Raw genomic sequence first — 16,688 nt, 5'->3', positions numbered from 1 at the left:
TGTCCTCATTATACATAAAAGTACCCTATAGGGCAGACTTTTTTTAAGTGTCTACTCTATAGGGTACATATTAAACTAATCACTGGTTTTTTTACATGAAAGACTGTTTTAAATAATAATCTACAGCATCATTTAAGCTTCCCGTAACCTCAAAGTTTTGATTTAATTCAAAATCATACTTCATTAATTGAAGCACATGATTCGGTTTTAACCCACATAAAACCACGGAAACGCCAGTAACTTCGAGCATTGAGCAAAACGATAACAGCGGAAGAACACCGCTATTTTCAATTTCTCCAATACCACTAAAGTCCAGAATCACACGTTCATACTTTCCATTGTTCAAAATTTGCAAAAGATTTAATTCGTTAACAAGAAAGAGCTCCTTTTCAAGTTCACCAAACAAAGGAATAATCCCCATATTATTAGATATTGGTAAGAAGGGGCTTGATAGCTGCTTTATTTTCAATAAAGCAGCTTCAAGCTCCTCCTTTTTATCTAATAAATCAAAGTTTGTATCTGCTAGTCTCTCCTGTTGCTTCTGTAGCATAGTGGACAACTTCTCAATACGATCATCCTGTCTGATACAAACTATCTGCCCGATCCCACTTGACCATTTTGCAAAAACCTGAAAAAGAGAATAGGGCGACTGAACCGTATTCATGACCAATTCTAACTCAACTTCATTTTGAGAGGGGCTCAACATACGTACCGCTTTATCTCTGCTATCAAGATCAACTAGATCTAAGAAAGACGAATGAAATGAGAAAGCTTTCACAGCATTTTCGGACTGTGAAAGGATCGTCAATGTCTCATCAATTAAAAAAGCTGGAAGAGGATGATCATTTATATCATAAATCATACTGTACACTATCCTTCCAACTTTCAAGCCATTCACGTACCTGATACAAATCAGCTACTAGCGTAGTTTGTTCAGAGCAGTAGCTAGACAAATCATATTGTGATGCAAGCCTACCTCCTACTATTATCTCAGGTGAATGTGGCAAATCTTCAAGTTCGGTTACATATCGATTTAAGCGCTCCGCATGGTAACGAATAGAGACTGAAATCCCTACTACTGATGCTTCCCACTTCTTAACTTGATCTAAAGTAAACTCAAGAGGTAAATTTGCTCCAAAAAGCTTTGTTTGAAATCCGTATTCCTCAAAGAGCAATGAAATCATTTTCACTCCCAAGTAGTGCTGCTCTTGTTCGATACAAAGAAAAAGAGCCTTTGGTCCTTCTGAATTCCGATTCGCCATCTTTCTAAAATGCGCATATCGTGATAGAACATAATCACAAGTTGTTGTAGCTAAATGCTCGTCCGCTACAGATATTTTATTTTCCTCCCATAGTATTCCAATACGATGCATCGCTTTTGTAAGAACTTCGAAGGTTAAATAACTGTTTTCCAGCAACTCAGAATGCTCCATTATTCTTTCCCATGCTTGATTTTGATCACCTTCAAGAAAGTCATCTGTTAACATTTCAATATTGATCGCCATGTTCACACCCCTTTCTATAAGATGAATGATCCCTCTAAAAGTATTGCTATTTCATATGACCTGACATTCTGCAAGAAGAAGTTCACTCTTTATTATCCTTACTTTTATTTGAACGATAGGAATACCAATTTAACAGTTCTTCTGCATGAGAATGACCGATGTCTTTCACTCTAAACTGTTTTCCAGCAAGACTTGATAAAATCGATACCTTAAATGTAGCTAATTTTCGACGCTTTTGGAAGAAATTCGTCTCGATTTCCAGCGATTGAACCTTCTTACGAGAAACATAGACACGTGTTCTCCCAATTTGCCTAAATTGTAACAGCGCCACGTCATTTTTCACACCAGAAGCAGCATCTCGATAATGAAGATAACCAATCAGAGCAAAGAGCGGTAGCAACAATATCGACATAGCGCCATATGGAACAAAGTAACTAATGACACCTATTGGTAATAGAACGGGGATACAGAATCGAAAAAAATACCTTCTCCTAGCACGAACAGGCAAGGAGACATATTCTTCATGGATCGCTAATTCAGGTAGAATTTCTGCAAGCAACTCGGTAACTTTCTGACGCTTTATAAGCGGAAATAAAATCGTTGAAAACTGTTCATCTTTTCCACCGCCACCACCGCTCTCCACATAAAGCACAGAAAAGCCGAACGGTTGACGAAGAACCCCCTCTACAATGCGTATGGCCTGAATACGATGCACAGGAATCGTTAACTGTCTCTTCTCTAATATCCCTCTATTAATGATTAAATCATTCTCCATTCGAGTGAGAATGAACCCTCCGTACTTCAAAACAGTCCCCAAAACAGAGAAGATCCAGGAGACTAATAATAAAAAGGCAACAGCAAGTAATACAAATGGAAGGGTAGCCTCCATCACTCGCTCTGTCATACTCTCATAAAATGCATCAGGAAGAAGATCATCCACTTGGGAAGCAAAGGCTGCAACGAACGAGATCACTACGCCAATACCGCCCGACGTGGATGCCGCTATAAGTAACTCTTGCCATGAAAGCTTATATTCGAATGTCTTTGGATTTTTAAGTTCTTCCACTTCTTCATCTAATTTTGGTTTTCTTTTATCATAAAGTTCACTTCTTAATAGCTCTGCATCTTCACGTCTTAGAGCGGACATAACCACTTCAGGTTCGCCACCACCACCAGCGGTTTCAATTTGAACTTTCACAAGACTGAACAAACGTTGAATAAGACCTTCAGAAAAATCAATGGATTGAATTCTTTCACGTGGAATGAATCTTTTCTTTCGAAATATAAAGCCTTGATGAATTCGAAGCTCATTGTTTTCGACTTGATATGTATAAAAAAACCAACCAAGAACACCATTTCCGATCGTAAACAATAAGAGTGCCCCTATTGCTATAACGTGCCACCATTCATAGCCGCTTCCGCCCCCAACAAAAATAAAGAAAATAAGAGGGAGCGCCGCTTCTCTTGCGTATCTTAAAAGGGATAATAACATAGCCACTGGATGAAGACGTTTCTTATTAGACATCTTCTTCCGCCACCCTTGCAAGCACGGAGATACGGTCTCTTAGCTCATCTGCTATGTCATTTGATAGAGCTGGAATCTCGTGAGTCGTTGCTGCAGTAGAAATAGTCACAGATGATAGACGATAAGCTCTTAAAAGTGGGCCCTGTCTTGTATCAACGTGTTGAACTCGAACCATTGGAATCAACGTTCGCTTCACTACAATAACGCCATATTTAAGCTCAATTTCATGTTCTGTTACTTCATACCGCCATTTTGACCATCGTAATCTCGGTAAAATCCAGGTTTGTAATAGGAAAAAGAGCAAAGCAAGTATGCAGCTTATCACCAATGTCCATATAGGAATTGGTACTATCATTAAATGAATAACAAACAGGCCACATAGGAGAGCAATGGCTAGTAAAGAAGCCAGTCCACCAGTAATTTGCCAAACTTTCAATCCTTGTGGATCAATTTGTTTTGAAGGTTCCAGTCGCATTCTTTTCCCCCTTCTACCTCGTATCTTCTATTTTCTTTAAATTAGTATATCATGTTTATTAAGGTCCTCTATCACTAGTTCTAACTGTATTCTTTGTTCCTTCTTCATTCACCTTTTCATTTCATCAAAATCTCACAAAACAAAAAACTTGAGCGACATTCAGCTCAAGTTTTTTCTAAAATCAAAACTATATTAGTCCATAATATTGATTTTTCGATTCTGGCTCATTTCGAGCGAAAAGTCCTTATAAAGGATAAAGGCCCAATAAATTAATAACGTTTATGAGCATGACAGAATTAAAAATGCTTTGATACATATGGTCGTTCGGATTCTCTCATACTAATGATTTCTTTTTGTTCATGATCCCAAATCGATAGTATTTTTGAGTCAGCGTTGTAGAAAGTTAGATGTTGATCTGAACATTGAACAAGCTCACTACTTGGGATAGGGAATTTTTCTTGATGTCCTGTTTTGGAGCATATATAAACGAGCTGATCACTTTTCCCTGTTCGCCCATTGATGCCATGAACAATTAAGCTCCCGTTCCAGGAGTGAATCGTTCTTGGAGAAAAGTCGAGCTTAAAGGAATTTTTTATCTGATAAGAATCATTTAGAAGAAGAATCTGATCTTGATAAGAAGCTGAGATCGATAGTGCAGCAATATATATGCCTTCCTCTGCGATCATCATATTAACTGGAGAATATCCAGCTTCTAGCGGGATCACTTTTTTTCCTTTGTCACCGAATGTTGTTAAAAGAGCTTCATTTCCTTCAACATGGTAAGAAGAAACAATTAGCTGATTTCCTTTTCTTTTTAGATCACAGAAAATGCCATTCACATGCCACTGGTGTGTGATTCGCGGGTCTTCCTTTGCGAACTCATAAATCCATCCATTCCATTCTTCCCCTTCACAAGCAATGCAAACTGACTCAGGATATTCATAGAAACTTGGCTTCCCGTTTACTTGAAATGTTCTCAATTGAGCAAGGTGGTGAACAAAGACATAAACCTCGACATGGTTAGATGAAAGTTGCTTGGTAAACCAATAATTCTGGTTTGAATCCCTTACAACATTAGAAAAGCCTTCTTCACTTGCGATTGGTAGCTTGGGTACATTGACCCGCTCAGATGTTTTAGTATTGTGATGGGCATTTTCACCGGATTTAAGTGCTTTGTTCCCTTGCTCTAACGGCATTCTAAACTCTCCCTTCATAATCAGCTGCCTTCTTCCGTTTAGGCAAGTAGGAAAAAGGATAGATATTTATAACCGATCCTTGCTGTTAGTACTAGTTTAACAAACAATTCGTCAAGGGGGTATTGGGAAATAACAATAACTTTCGTCGGATTAATTAAGCGAATTGTTTCCTACTTTCCCAAGTATTGTGGAATGGACTAGGACTTTACTCCCTATTCAAGCCACTTAACCGGGACATGCTCTCTTTACTACTAGTGAATAAACAGTAGTAGGAGGACGACTTTTACCTTGACACCCTTTCTCTTCTGCATAACAATGATTACGAATCCACTAATTTCAGGAAGGATGAGATTCACTTGGCACGCAACCATGATGAGTATATTCGCAATTTATTTGGAAATGAAGACACAGCACTTCAATCAGTCAATGAAAGCATTCGTAGAAATGGTATGCCCGCAATCTCAATTAAACCTGAAGTAGGACGCTTCCTAGCTCTACTCGTAAGTATTGCAAAACCTCGAAACGTAATGGAAATCGGTGCACTTGGCGGTTATAGTGGCATCATGCTCGCAGGTGCTCTTGAGAAAGAAGGCTCCCTCACATCCCTGGAGTTAGAAGAAACCTACGCCAATGTTGCTAAAGACAACCTCACTAGAGCTGGACTTGGCGATAAAGTGAAGTATGTCATAGGACCCGCTCTTCAAAATATGGAATCTCTCCATAATGCCGGCCAGCAATACGATTTCTTCTTTATTGATGCTGATAAAGTGAACTATCCTAACTATTTTACTATGGCACTAAAATTAGCAACTCCCGGAGCAGTCATCGTAGCTGATAATACCCTTCAAGGTGATAAAGTTTTCGATGAAGATATTCATAGTGAGAATGTGGAAGCTATTCGAACATTTAATAAACAAATAGCAACTGATGATAGAGTTGAGTCCATTCTATTGCCTTTGTGCGATGGCTTAACGATTTGTAGAGTAAAACCTTAACTAGAAGAAATATACAAAAAAGAAGGGAGAGCATTGCTCTCCCTTCTTTTTGTTAGCTGAAAGGCGAAGAAACCGCCTAACATCGCCCTCTTATTTAGAATGCTACGATTGTTCTTCCACGTACTTTGCCATTTAGAATAGAACTCAACACATCAGGTAGTTCATCAAGTGTCACTTCATTTTGAATCGCTTCAAGGTGCTCAGACGGTTTATACTCGTCAGCGGCTTTCTTCCAAATTTCCTTCCGTTTTTCCATTGGACAATAGACAGAGTCAATTCCAAGTAAATTAACTCCTCTTAAAATAAACGGAAAAACAGTTGTAGGAACTTTAGCGCCTGCAGTAAGACCACTTACGGCAACTGCGCCACCGTACATTGTATTACTTAAAACAGCAGCAAGCGTTTCTCCTCCAACGGGATCGACTGCGCCTGCCCACTTCTGCTTGCCAATTGGCTTAAATCCTTCAGGGGCTACTTCTTCTCGACCGATTGTATGTGTCGCACCAAGTTGCTTCAGGTAATCGTATTCTGATTCTTTCCCTGTACTTGCTGCCACTTCATACCCTTTTTTAGCTAGAATAGCAACAGCCATACTTCCTACGCCACCCGTTGCACCTGTCACAAGAACTGGTCCTTTTTCAGGCGTCACACCAGCTTGTTCAAGTTGATACACGGAAAGAGCTGCCGTAAATCCTGCTGTCCCGTATACCATTGCTTCCTTAAAAGACAACCCTTCAGGAAGTGGGACGATCCAATCTGATTTCACCCTTGCATACTCGCTAAACCCACCGTAGTGTGACACGCCTAACTCGTAGCTAGTAACAATGACCCGATCTCCTTCCTTCCAATCTGGATGATCCGATTCAGCAACAACACCTGCAAGATCTATACCAGGGATGTGGGGATATTTCTTAACAATATTTCCCTTTGGATGAGTAGCTAACCCATCTTTATAGTTCACGCTAGAATAATGAACTTTAACTAACACATCTCCTTCAGGAAGATCGTCTTTCGTTAAATTCTTTATCGATACTTCTGTATTCTCATCAACCTTATCAACAACTAAAGCTTTAAATTGATCCATCTAGGATCCCTCCTTCAACTTTCTTTCGGACTCATCTTAACAGAAATTATTCTGACCGGTCAATTAATCTGAATTCTTTAATCACACATATGGTTTGTGTATAATGATCACTGTAAGGAGAGGAATGAGATGAAACGTAAAGCTGAGTTAAAGCGACAGCAGATTATTAAAGCAGCCTATCAAGCCGTCTCTGATAAAGGCTATGAGGCGGTTACACTTCAAGACATAGCTGATTATGCAGACGTAAGTAAAGGCGTCCCGAATTATTATTTCCAGAACAAAGAGGACGTACTTGCTCATCTGCTCGCTCAAATTACCGATCGCATATACGAAAAAGAGAAGCTGGCTGTTGAAAAAGAAACAACTTCAACTAACATGCTTCTGGCATATTTAAATACAGTGTTTGTAGGTCCTAAAGAAAATGAGAAATTCTACCGTGTATATTTAGATTTTCTTGCGCAGGCAACCAAAAACAAACGGTACAGAGAAATAAATGAACGCTTTTATCAAAATTGTTCATCCATCTCTAAAGTGATTCTCGAGCAAGGGAAGAAAGAGGGCGCCTTTCGTACGATTGATAACGAAGAGGCAGGGAGAACAATAAGGGCCATGATAGACGGTTATATGATTCAATGGATGATGACGGGTGACCATATACAACATAGCGCATATAAAACAGCTTGTTACAGAAGCGTGCTTTCCTATATACAAAACTAACTTTTGCTACTTTTCGACCCGTGCTACTTTTCAATGAAAAGCTCCACATTTCCTATTGAACTTCATTCTCTCAAAAAACAAGTCAGCCTTTCACTCTTATTAATAAAACAACTGAGAAAGGACAAGCTAACATCAAGTAAAGGAGGAATGACGTTTGCCTCAGGAGAAAAAACGCGGCATGAAAAAAGAGCTGTCTCAATCTGTTGAACATGCCAACCAAACAAAGCCTTCCACTAAACAAAAAAGCAAAAAAATCACAGAGTAAAACCGGGCCAAGCACGCCCGGTTTTACTTTAGTTTAAACGTAGATTGATCAATTAGTTCAACATCACTTCTTTGTCTAATTCTCTCCATCAGTTGAAAGAGCGCTGCATCTTTTTGCTTGGCTTCAATCATACAATCAATTTGGTCTGTGCTACCTTTGACTTCATTTAGAAAAGAAAAGAACCAATCAACATCTACATAATCAGCATGACTTCGAAAATCCTCTTCACTCTTAGGAGAAGAAATATGCATCTTAACAGGTAGTGAAGAGTCTCTCCAAGTATTAACCACTCTCCCCCATTCTGTCACCCAATCTTTTGTTTTATGACACGCCACATGATGATGATAATCAAAAACGAGCGGCACGTTTAACTTCTCACATAAATAAAGAGTATCTAGGAGCGTAAACGTTGTATCATCATTCTCTAAAATAATGGTTTGTTGTATTTTGTGTGGGGTATACATCCAATTATGGATAAACCGTTCAAGTGATTTCTCCTTATCATCATAGGCTCCTCCTACATGAAGGACACACCGATGTGTTGAAGGAAGTCCCATTTCTTCAAGAAGGCGCACGTGCAAAGAAAGCATTTGAATCGATGCTTGTAAAATTTCTTTCTTAGGTGAATTAAGTAAGACGAAATGATCCGGGTGAAAGTCCACCCTCATTTTTTCTCTAATTGCAAAATCACCTACCTGTTTCAACGATTTCTTTAGTGGAGAAAGATAATCCCACCCTTCAAGGGCTTCATGATTGGCAAGCGGGATTAGCCTTGAGCTAAAGCGAAAAAAATGAATCTCGTTCCCTTTATTGTGCTTAAGAAGACGTAGGCAGTTCTCAAGATTTGAAATTGCAATCCGCTCCAGTTTCCGAATAGCAGCTTCTCTATCTTGGATTTTTTGAAATTGAGCATATGTCATCGTCTGAGACGGAGAGCTGTTATTCAGTTCTGTACTCATTGCGACATACCCTAGCCGAATAATTGTCATTCCATTCTCACCTCCAAACATCTTTCTATTAGGCTCTCCATTCCATTCTTAATTCATTAGCCACAACTTACGTTCGATTAGACGTTGAAGCGTGGTACAATAGACATAATACCTGGATGCGGGTAATAACAAAAAAGGGGTAATTGTATGGCAACTCGAATCATTACTGACAGCAGCGTCGACTTCCCTGAAGAACTGCTAAATGAATTGAACGTAACGGTCGTTCCACTCAACCTTCTCTTTGGTGAAGAAGAATACAAAGCTGGAGTAGATCTTGATACGCAAACGTTCTACCAAAAACTAAAAAAATCGAAAGAACTTCCTAAGTCCTCTGCCCCAGCACCACAGGACTTTCTTACAAAATTTGAAGAAGCAAGTCCTGAGGACGATATTCTTGTTATAGCGCTGTCCGGAGCATTAAGCACTACTTATGACAATGCTGTACTTGCAAAGAAAATGTTTCATGAGGAACATCCTGACAGGAAAATCGAAGTCATCAATTCAAAAACAGCCTCATCAGGTCTTGGGATCATTGTTTATCACGTTGCAGAAATGGCTCGTGACGGCGAAACCTTTGAATCCATCGTTGAACAAGCATATGAATACACAGAAGATACGCTAACAATGTTTTTATTAGACACCCTTGAGAACGTTATCAAGGGGGGACGCCTCGATCGTGTAAGAGGAACGATTGCTTCTGCCTTGAATATTAAATTACTTATGAAGGCAAGTGATGACGATGGTTCACTTGAGGTCCTTGATAAAATCCGCGGAAACAAGCGAGCAGTACGCCAGTTCATACAAAAAATTGGCGAGTATGGGCATAATTTTGAGGATAAAGTCATTGCTGTAGCTCATAGTAATTGTGAGGATAAAGCAAAAGCATTAATCGAGCAAATTCAAGAACGCTATAAATTTAAAAACGTCATCCTTTCGACGATGGGGCCGCTTATTGGCACTTATGCTGGCGAAGGTGGCCTTCTTGTCGCATTCAAGAAAAATTAATATCCATTTAGGGAGCGCATTTTGCGCTCTTTTTTTTGGATAAATCTATGTTTGCTCATATTGTTGATTACTCAAATGAGCCAAAAATCAATAACATTCATTACCATTGCCTTGAATAAAATAAAAATTTAAAATAAAAAAACGCTTTCTTTACAGGAAATGAATGACCATTCATCGAAATGTGTTCAAAACAAAGAAGTGTGGTGAGCAGTTATGAAATGGGAAAAATTATTTAAACCAATTCAATTAAGGAGATTAACCCTGCCGAACAGAGTAATGATGGGATCCATGCACCTTGGAATGGAAGGTAATAAGGATCAAGAGGATGCTCTCATTTCGTTTTATACTGAACGGTCAGGAGAGAACGGGCCAGGTCTCATTGTCACAGGAGGGATTTCTGTTTCACCTGAAGGCGATGGTGGACACCATTTTCTAGGATTCTATCGAGACGATGATCTTCGAGTCATGAAACGATTAACAAGCAGCGTGCATACAGCAAATGGGCGTATTGCGGCACAGCTTTTTCATGCTGGACGATATGCTTACTCTGAGATGAACGGCATTCCGTCTGTCGCTCCATCTCCTATCAAATCGCCCATACACAGAGAAACTCCCCAGGAACTAAATGAACTTGATATTCTTAATTTACTTGAATCCTATGCAGAAGCTGCCAGGAAAGCGAAAGAGGTTGGATTTGACGCAGTAGAAATCATGGGCTCTGAAGGATATTTAATCAATCAATTCCTATCACCAAGAACAAATAAGCGAGCAGATAAATGGGGCGGAAACTTTGAGAATCGCACCCGTTTTGCAATCGAAGTCCTTAAAGCAGTTCGAAAAACAGTCGGAGAGGATTATCCAGTGATTTTTCGTATGTCTGGACTCGATTTAGTACCCGACTCCTCAACACCAGAAGAAACCGTTCAACTAGCTACAAAATTAGAGGCCCATGGCGCTGATATTCTAAACATTGGAATCGGTTGGCACGAATCAACAGTCCCAACGATTTCAATGATGGTGCCTCGTGCTGGTTTTATTGAACCCGCTCTACAAATTAAAGAAGCGGTGACCATCCCGGTGATTGGAAGTAATCGAATTAATGACCCGGTTCTAGCTGAAGAGTTACTTCAGAAACTCGATATGGTCTCAATGGCTAGACCTTTCCTGGCCGATCCACATCTATTAGTGAAGGCGAAGGAACAAGCACTTGATCAGATCAACACATGCATCGCTTGTAACCAGGCATGCCTTGATCATGCCTTCGAAGGCAAAGCCGTCTCTTGTCTTGTTAATCCCAGGGCTGGCAGAGAGCACAAGTGGACCATTAAGAAAGCTGAAAATATAAAAAAAGTTATTGTGCTCGGTGGAGGCGTCGCTGGCATGGAAGCTACAAGAGCTCATGCTGAATTAGGTCATAGCGTGATACTTTATGAGGCGAGCTCTGCGCTTGGTGGGCAGTTTAACCTGGCTAGAAAAATTCCAATCAAGAAAGAATTTGATGAAACCATTCGCTACTATACAACGGAACTAAACCGATTAGGCGTTAAGATTTATTTAAATCATAAACCAACAGAACAAGAGCTTTTAAATCATTCACCAGATCTTGTTGTGGTAGCAACTGGTGTGACACCACGGCAACCGGTTATTCCGGGTATTGAACACTCCATCGCTTATCCAGACGTTCTTTCTGGTAATGTGGCTGTGGGCAGAAATGTGATTATCATTGGGGCCGGTGGCATCGGATGCGATGTGTCTCATTTCTTAATCGAAAAAGGAATCAATAACATTCTCCTTCTAAGACGTAATGGAAAAATGGGTGAAGGCCTTGGCAAAACAACTAAATGGGCGATGTTGCAGGATTTAAAACAAAATGGTGTGAAGTTTCGAACGAATCTCTCATATGAAGAAATGACAAAGGATGGTCTTACAATCAGAAATGCAGAGACAGGCGAGAAAGAATTTCTCGAAGCCGACACCATCATTCTCGCAGCTGGGCAGGAATCGAATATACCCCGTGAATGCGAATTGCTTTCACAAAAAGGTGTTGATATCGCAGTTATCGGTGGCGCTCGTCTTGCTGGTGAGCTAGATGCGAAACGCGCCATTTATGAAGGTGCTAAAATCGCGTTTGAACCCGAAACCATATCGATTAACTAGCTAGGTCCCAAAACGAAAAGAAGAGACGCCAGAGAGCGCCTTTTCTTTTCGTTCTATATCAATTCCAAATCATACGTTTAAGAAAAGGCACACTATAAACCGTACCTTCTAACTGCTCTATGATCCAATCTTCCTCTTCCTTCAACCAGTTTCGAATAAACTTAGCAGATTTCTCATGCTCTTCAATCGTCATAAACTGAAAAATTTCTTTCGACTTCTCAACCTTTTTCTCTTTCAGTGTTCCATCCAATGCTTTTAAACCAAGCTGAGCTCGATCCGGATGATAACGGTGCAATATCACTCTTGAATAATGAAGCATAACTTGATTTAACATATGAACAGACCAAATATCGTTTCCTCTTCTTCTGGACTTCTCGTATTGAAATAAGAAAAAAGCTGTATCATCCACGTGATTGATAAACTCCTGCCTCGATAAGGTTAACTCCTCATTAAAATGACTCAACCGATTGTTGGGATCATAAATCACTTTGCAATAATCTTTCTCTACCAACGATTCCGCTGTCACTGTAAATAAATCAAGATGGAGCATATTATCGAACACAGCGATGATCTGTGGAGCAATAATGAAAATTTCATCATAAAAGAGAAGATTAGCATATGCTTCTAAATGATGCTTTCGATTCTTAAGAAACAACTCCACATCGTTCTCTTCTACAAGACAATAAAGATCAACATCCGAATTTTCATCATGTTCGTTTCGCCCCATAGATCCTTTAAGGAAAATTGCTTTTACGAGAGGATCTTGCTCCAGACTGTTAGATATCAGTCGAACTGCTTCTTCTTGCTTCACTCCCTCACCTCATTTTTACATTTTTTAGATATTAAATCATTATATAGGGATTGGAAGTAAATAGACAAGAAAAAAAGAATGCTTATATGCACTCCTTATCCTAATTTATCACCTTTTTTCACTTTTTGATCAGGCTGTATTAGCACGACTCCTTCATCTCCGTATACGCCTAATACAAGTACTTCAGACATATAATCTGCAATTTGCCGTGGGGGGAAATTCACCACTGCCATCACCTGTTTACCGATTAAATCATCCTGGTTATACAGGTCCTTAATTTGTGCACTGGACTTCTTGATACCAATTTCCTCCCCCAGATCTACCTTTAATTGATAAGCTGGTTTTCTAGCCTTTTTAAAATCATTCACTTCAATAATTTCCCCAACACGAATATCAAGTTTCATAAAATCATCAAACGTCGCCACTTCATCCACCCTGCCTTTTCATCTAAGTATAGTATCATTTTCTTTCAATACCTCTACCATTTGTTTCTCGAGATGATTTTAAAATCCTTCTTATTCCAATCTCTTCTCCATAAAAAGATGAATCCCGCTATGAATTTCATCCTCACTTTTGTGTCGCTCTCCAAATAAGAATGAAGAATAACACTCTACTAGGAAGCGATCGCTCTCTTCAAATTGTATAGCGTATAGTTCAGATAGGGTGAGGGGGTATTGTGAAGTCTTGAAGAACTGTTCGATGCGAAGGGCGTACATGATGTCATTTAATAATTCGTAGTGGTTGATTGGTGGCACACACTGTTGCAAGCGAGTATCAATAGACTGTAGCAGGCTCATAAGACCAACCTTGATTTTATTTCTTGAAGGAAGGACAAAAGGTGTTTCTCCAAATACATTTAATTGCTCAAAACAAGGAGCCACATACTCTTTTGACCCATCAGCCATTTCACTAAATTCCTGTAGACTAACTTCTCTTAGATCAAGTGAAATACCCGTTAGTTCAGGGAGACATGGCGACTTACTTGGGAGCTCCTTATAAAAACACCAGATATCCAGATCGGAATATGGACCAGCTTCCCCTCTAGCAAAGCTACCAGTCAAAACAATCCCAGATAACGATGGTTGTTTCAATCGGACAACAAGTCGTTTAGCGTATTTTTCAATCATTATTGGAGTAAGTAGTGGATTTCGCATCTCTTTTTCTCCTTTTCACCGAGACCCTAAGAAGGAGCTAGCAAGTATGAAGCTGTTCTTTATAGTTAAAAGCAAGTTCTTTGTTTTATAAACAATCATCCCGCTAGTTTGTAAGGAAACGGTACACCGTATGAATAACCTCATCCCGATCCTCCCCGTGGCAGATCAAATGCTTTGAATTCTCCATCAATCTAACCTGTTTCTCATCCGAACGAATCAACTGATAAATCGTATCAGCGGTTTTATAAGGTACCATTCCATCAAGCTTTCCCTGTAAAATGATCGTTGGAATAGAGACCTGTTCGAAGGATGGCTTGAGGTGTTGGACAAGCTTTCGAAATTCTAATGAAGCAAGGAGTGGCGTTGTCTTTACCTTTTTGCTATAGCGAATGAATAACTCATTCTGAAGAAGCTTTCCTCTGCATAGATCAGTCATCATTTCTCTTATATCCTTCACCATTTGAAAAGGATGGATATACTGTATAGCTGCACTTAATAATACTAATTTATCGATTTGGTACTTCGTTGCTAAATAGCCTGCAAGAACGCCCCCCATTGAAAACCCAATGAGATAAATCGTGTCGCACCTTTCTAATAACTGTACTAAATATTCCTCAGCTGTATCTACCCACTGTTGAAAGGTAATCCCTTTAAGTGAATCGTTCTCACCGTGTCCTGGAAGTGTCGGTGATGCTACAACCCAATCCGTTTGACTTCGAAAATAATTTGCCAAAGGTTCAACCTCAAATGGTGACCCTGTAAATCCATGTATGAGCAAACAACCAATCATGTTTGTCCTCTCACCTTTCCTTCTGTCGTTACCACTTTATATTCCCATCAGAAGAAAAAGTTAATCGCTTGTTGCCCATACATATCATTCCTATTACTTAAATGATGTTCTTGAATCTTTCCGAACATGAACCTTTAGTGAAGGCGGTTCAAATTCTTCACGAAGAGATGTAGAGCAATTCGGACAAATCACCGCTTTCGAAGGTATCGGTGTACAGCAAAACGGGCATTCTTTTCTAGTCATAGAATTAATAGGATCCTGTCCTGGTTTTCGCCATCTATTCAACTGACGAACGACAAGAAACACCGAAAAGAAAATGATTAAAAAGCGAATGGACGTTGTAAGGAAAACTCCATAATTGATTGTTGCCGCCCCGGCTTCTTTTGCATCAGAGAGAGAAGGATAATAATGCCCATTTAAACTAATAAAAAGATCGGAAAAATTAATTCTCGCTAATAGTAGACCTACAGGTGGAAGTATTATATCTGAAACAAGCGAATCGATAAAATTACTAAACGCTGCGCCTAGGACAATTCCAATTCCCATATCAGCCGCGTTACCTCTAATAGCGAAATGACGAAATTCATTTAATAGACCGATGGAAATTCACTCCTTTATCCTCGCTCTACACAATATGTATGCTTCATTAATACAAGCTATGAATTTTTCTAATACTCGCAACTTTTCTTTAATTAATTTTAAAAGCGAAGAAAGTCACTTAGATGATATAATGTCTATTTGCGACTATAGTCTAACATCAAGGAGTGAACAATAATGACATTTGCACTAGCCTGGTCAAAGGCTAATCCATTAATTGAGGATCCGATGGCTGTATTTGTCTATCTAACGGTTGTAGTTGGAGCAATCTTCATGCTTGGCGAATCAAAAAACAACGTTCTGCAGAAGATATTTCATTATGCCCCACCGTTAATTTGGACATACTTTATCCCAATGCTATCAACGACATTTGCGATTATTCCGCAAGAGTCGACTTTATATGGCTTCGTTTCTACGTATATTCTTCCAGTTGGGCTCCTGCTGTTATTATTATCAGCTAACGTCCCAGCTACGTTAAGATTAGGACCAAAAGCCTTATTAATGTTCCTAGCAGGAACAATCGGTGTTATTATCGGCGGGCCGATTGCGCTAGCCATCTTCCAACCTTGGCTACCTGCTGACGCATGGACAGGAGTTGCTGCTCTCGCAGGAAGTTGGATTGGCGGCTCAGCGAATATGGCTGCAATGATTGAAGCAGTGGGGACACCGAAAGAAATTCTTTCCCCAATTATTGTCGTTGACACTGTTGTCGGCTATAGCTGGATGGGGATTATGATTTTCCTAGCAGGATTCCAGCACAAGTTTAACAAATGGAACAAAGCGGACGATTCCGTTATTCAAAGTGTGAATAAGGAAATGAATGATATTCAACGTAAGAATGAACGCCCAATTCAAGTACCTCAGCTACTAGGATTACTTGGACTTGGCTTTGGTGTCTCTTATATTGTATTGAAAATTTCCGAGAATCTTCCACAATCAGCTGTTCTTTCTACAACAACATGGACAGTCATGATTATTTCTGCCATCGGTATTTTGTTCTCATTCACTCCTATTAAAAAGCTAGAGGGTTATGGCGCTAGTAAAGTCGGCTATACAGCCATTTATCTTTTGCTTGCAACAATAGGGGCAAGAGCGGATCTTACTTATGTAGTGGATTCACCACAATATGTTTTAATGGGCATTGTGTGGCTCAGTATTCATATTCTTGTTATTTTCATCGCAGCGCGCTTATTACGTGCCCCTCTTTTCTTTGTAGCCGTAGGTTCACAAGGAAATATTGGTGGGACAAGCTCGGCACCAATCGTTGCCTCTGTTTTCCAACCTTCACTTGCTCCTGTTGGACTTTTGATGGGAATTGTAGGTAATGTTGTCGGTAGCTACGCAGCGGTTCTCTGTGCGCAATTGGCCAAGATGGTCGCCACAATGTTGCTCTAGAACCTTAATCTAGAAAGTTAAAAACCGT

The 16,688-nt window shown here is 39.7% G+C and carries 17 protein-coding genes; 5 read left to right on the top strand and 12 right to left on the bottom strand.

Going from position 1 to position 16,688, the window contains the following annotated elements; all coding sequences use genetic code 11:
• Positions 1 to 91 precede the first annotated feature (91 nt).
• From AC0VYV_RS01360 to AC0VYV_RS01340, 5 genes are all read right to left on the bottom strand, one after another.
• Complete coding sequence (locus AC0VYV_RS01360; RefSeq protein WP_475374380.1) at positions 92 to 862, bottom strand: STAS domain-containing protein; 771 nt, start codon at positions 860 to 862, stop codon at positions 92 to 94.
• The gene (locus AC0VYV_RS01355; protein ID WP_475374379.1) at positions 852 to 1,505 is read right to left on the bottom strand and encodes a cobalamin B12-binding domain-containing protein; all 654 of its coding nucleotides are present in this window, start codon (positions 1,503 to 1,505) and stop codon (positions 852 to 854) included. The genes AC0VYV_RS01360 and AC0VYV_RS01355 overlap by 11 nt, the downstream gene beginning before the upstream one ends.
• 82 nt (positions 1,506 to 1,587) lie before the next feature.
• Positions 1,588 to 3,030, bottom strand: coding sequence for a PH domain-containing protein (locus AC0VYV_RS01350; protein WP_475366318.1), 1,443 nt, complete (start codon positions 3,028 to 3,030; stop codon positions 1,588 to 1,590).
• Positions 3,023 to 3,505 carry a PH domain-containing protein gene (locus AC0VYV_RS01345; protein ID WP_475366317.1) on the bottom strand — a complete coding sequence of 161 codons (483 nt, stop codon included), beginning with the start codon at positions 3,503 to 3,505 and terminating at the stop codon, positions 3,023 to 3,025. Before AC0VYV_RS01345 ends, AC0VYV_RS01350 begins: the two co-directional genes overlap by 8 nt.
• Positions 3,506 to 3,801: 296 nt before the next feature.
• Positions 3,802 to 4,701 (bottom strand): hypothetical protein, encoded by a 900-nt coding sequence (locus tag AC0VYV_RS01340; protein WP_430241938.1) that lies wholly within the window; start codon positions 4,699 to 4,701, stop codon positions 3,802 to 3,804.
• Between the two features lie 356 nt (positions 4,702 to 5,057).
• Between AC0VYV_RS01340 and AC0VYV_RS01335 the strand changes: the two genes are divergently transcribed.
• The gene (locus AC0VYV_RS01335; RefSeq protein ID WP_430241940.1) at positions 5,058 to 5,696 is read left to right on the top strand and encodes an O-methyltransferase; all 639 of its coding nucleotides are present in this window, start codon (positions 5,058 to 5,060) and stop codon (positions 5,694 to 5,696) included.
• Between the two features lie 94 nt (positions 5,697 to 5,790).
• On the opposite strand, the gene AC0VYV_RS01330 is transcribed toward AC0VYV_RS01335, so the two are convergent.
• Complete coding sequence (locus AC0VYV_RS01330; protein WP_430241942.1) at positions 5,791 to 6,780, bottom strand: NADPH:quinone oxidoreductase family protein; 990 nt, start codon at positions 6,778 to 6,780, stop codon at positions 5,791 to 5,793.
• Between the two features lie 129 nt (positions 6,781 to 6,909).
• Here AC0VYV_RS01330 and AC0VYV_RS01325 point away from each other — a divergent pair, with 129 nt between their 5' ends.
• Positions 6,910 to 7,497, top strand: a complete 588-nt coding sequence (locus tag AC0VYV_RS01325; RefSeq protein ID WP_430241944.1) for a TetR/AcrR family transcriptional regulator — start codon at positions 6,910 to 6,912, stop codon at positions 7,495 to 7,497.
• Between the two features lie 288 nt (positions 7,498 to 7,785).
• Here the strand turns inward: AC0VYV_RS01325 and uvsE are convergent, their stop codons facing one another.
• Positions 7,786 to 8,751, bottom strand: a complete 966-nt coding sequence (uvsE, locus tag AC0VYV_RS01320; RefSeq protein WP_475366315.1) for a UV DNA damage repair endonuclease UvsE — start codon at positions 8,749 to 8,751, stop codon at positions 7,786 to 7,788.
• Between the two features lie 147 nt (positions 8,752 to 8,898).
• On the opposite strand from uvsE, the gene AC0VYV_RS01315 reads away from it, so the two are divergent.
• Both AC0VYV_RS01315 and AC0VYV_RS01310 read left to right on the top strand, forming a co-directional pair.
• Positions 8,899 to 9,756 carry a DegV family protein gene (locus AC0VYV_RS01315; RefSeq protein WP_194222510.1) on the top strand — a complete coding sequence of 286 codons (858 nt, stop codon included), beginning with the start codon at positions 8,899 to 8,901 and terminating at the stop codon, positions 9,754 to 9,756.
• A 213-nt stretch (positions 9,757 to 9,969) separates the two neighbouring features.
• Positions 9,970 to 11,913, top strand: a complete 1,944-nt coding sequence (locus AC0VYV_RS01310) for an oxidoreductase (RefSeq protein WP_475366314.1) — start codon at positions 9,970 to 9,972, stop codon at positions 11,911 to 11,913.
• 58 nt (positions 11,914 to 11,971) lie between these two features.
• Here AC0VYV_RS01310 and AC0VYV_RS01305 read toward each other — a convergent pair whose 3' ends face one another.
• From AC0VYV_RS01305 to mscL, 5 genes are all read right to left on the bottom strand, one after another.
• Positions 11,972 to 12,724, bottom strand: a complete 753-nt coding sequence (locus AC0VYV_RS01305; protein WP_475368297.1) for a nucleotidyltransferase domain-containing protein — start codon at positions 12,722 to 12,724, stop codon at positions 11,972 to 11,974.
• A gap of 95 nt (positions 12,725 to 12,819) precedes the next feature.
• On the bottom strand, positions 12,820 to 13,149 hold the full coding sequence (locus tag AC0VYV_RS01300) for a tRNA-binding protein (RefSeq protein WP_194222513.1): 330 nt from the start codon (positions 13,147 to 13,149) through the stop codon (positions 12,820 to 12,822).
• A gap of 90 nt (positions 13,150 to 13,239) precedes the next feature.
• Positions 13,240 to 13,878 (bottom strand): nucleotidyltransferase domain-containing protein, encoded by a 639-nt coding sequence (locus AC0VYV_RS01295; RefSeq protein WP_430241952.1) that lies wholly within the window; start codon positions 13,876 to 13,878, stop codon positions 13,240 to 13,242.
• 103 nt (positions 13,879 to 13,981) lie between these two features.
• Positions 13,982 to 14,668, bottom strand: coding sequence for an alpha/beta hydrolase (locus AC0VYV_RS01290; RefSeq protein WP_475366311.1), 687 nt, complete (start codon positions 14,666 to 14,668; stop codon positions 13,982 to 13,984).
• A 93-nt stretch (positions 14,669 to 14,761) separates the two neighbouring features.
• Positions 14,762 to 15,268 carry a large conductance mechanosensitive channel protein MscL gene (gene mscL, locus AC0VYV_RS01285; RefSeq protein ID WP_475367438.1) on the bottom strand — a complete coding sequence of 169 codons (507 nt, stop codon included), beginning with the start codon at positions 15,266 to 15,268 and terminating at the stop codon, positions 14,762 to 14,764.
• A gap of 174 nt (positions 15,269 to 15,442) precedes the next feature.
• Between mscL and AC0VYV_RS01280 the strand changes: the two genes are divergently transcribed.
• Positions 15,443 to 16,660 carry a DUF819 family protein gene (locus AC0VYV_RS01280; RefSeq protein WP_194222516.1) on the top strand — a complete coding sequence of 406 codons (1,218 nt, stop codon included), beginning with the start codon at positions 15,443 to 15,445 and terminating at the stop codon, positions 16,658 to 16,660.
• Positions 16,661 to 16,688 lie beyond the last annotated feature (28 nt).

This window comes from Anaerobacillus sp. QJM3NY_17, from assembly GCF_056173665.1.
The sequence above is the reverse complement of the archived record's forward strand: the minus strand, read 5'-3'. Positions and strand labels throughout refer to the sequence as shown.

Excerpts from the sequence above, each read along its gene's own strand:
- AC0VYV_RS01360 (WP_475374380.1), bottom strand. The coding sequence starts at position 862 with ATGATTTATGATATAAATGATCATCCTCTTCCAGCTTTTTTAATTGAT.
- AC0VYV_RS01355 (WP_475374379.1), bottom strand. The coding sequence starts at position 1,505 with ATGGCGATCAATATTGAAATGTTAACAGATGACTTTCTTGAAGGTGAT.
- AC0VYV_RS01350 (WP_475366318.1), bottom strand. The coding sequence starts at position 3,030 with ATGTCTAATAAGAAACGTCTTCATCCAGTGGCTATGTTATTATCCCTT.
- AC0VYV_RS01345 (WP_475366317.1), bottom strand. The coding sequence starts at position 3,505 with ATGCGACTGGAACCTTCAAAACAAATTGATCCACAAGGATTGAAAGTT.
- AC0VYV_RS01340 (WP_430241938.1), bottom strand. The coding sequence starts at position 4,701 with ATGCCGTTAGAGCAAGGGAACAAAGCACTTAAATCCGGTGAAAATGCC.
- AC0VYV_RS01330 (WP_430241942.1), bottom strand. The coding sequence starts at position 6,780 with ATGGATCAATTTAAAGCTTTAGTTGTTGATAAGGTTGATGAGAATACA.
- AC0VYV_RS01325 (WP_430241944.1), top strand. The coding sequence starts at position 6,910 with ATGAAACGTAAAGCTGAGTTAAAGCGACAGCAGATTATTAAAGCAGCC.
- uvsE (WP_475366315.1), bottom strand. The coding sequence starts at position 8,751 with ATGACAATTATTCGGCTAGGGTATGTCGCAATGAGTACAGAACTGAAT.
- AC0VYV_RS01315 (WP_194222510.1), top strand. The coding sequence starts at position 8,899 with ATGGCAACTCGAATCATTACTGACAGCAGCGTCGACTTCCCTGAAGAA.
- AC0VYV_RS01310 (WP_475366314.1), top strand. The coding sequence starts at position 9,970 with ATGAAATGGGAAAAATTATTTAAACCAATTCAATTAAGGAGATTAACC.
- AC0VYV_RS01295 (WP_430241952.1), bottom strand. The coding sequence starts at position 13,878 with ATGCGAAATCCACTACTTACTCCAATAATGATTGAAAAATACGCTAAA.
- AC0VYV_RS01290 (WP_475366311.1), bottom strand. The coding sequence starts at position 14,668 with ATGATTGGTTGTTTGCTCATACATGGATTTACAGGGTCACCATTTGAG.
- AC0VYV_RS01280 (WP_194222516.1), top strand. The coding sequence starts at position 15,443 with ATGACATTTGCACTAGCCTGGTCAAAGGCTAATCCATTAATTGAGGAT.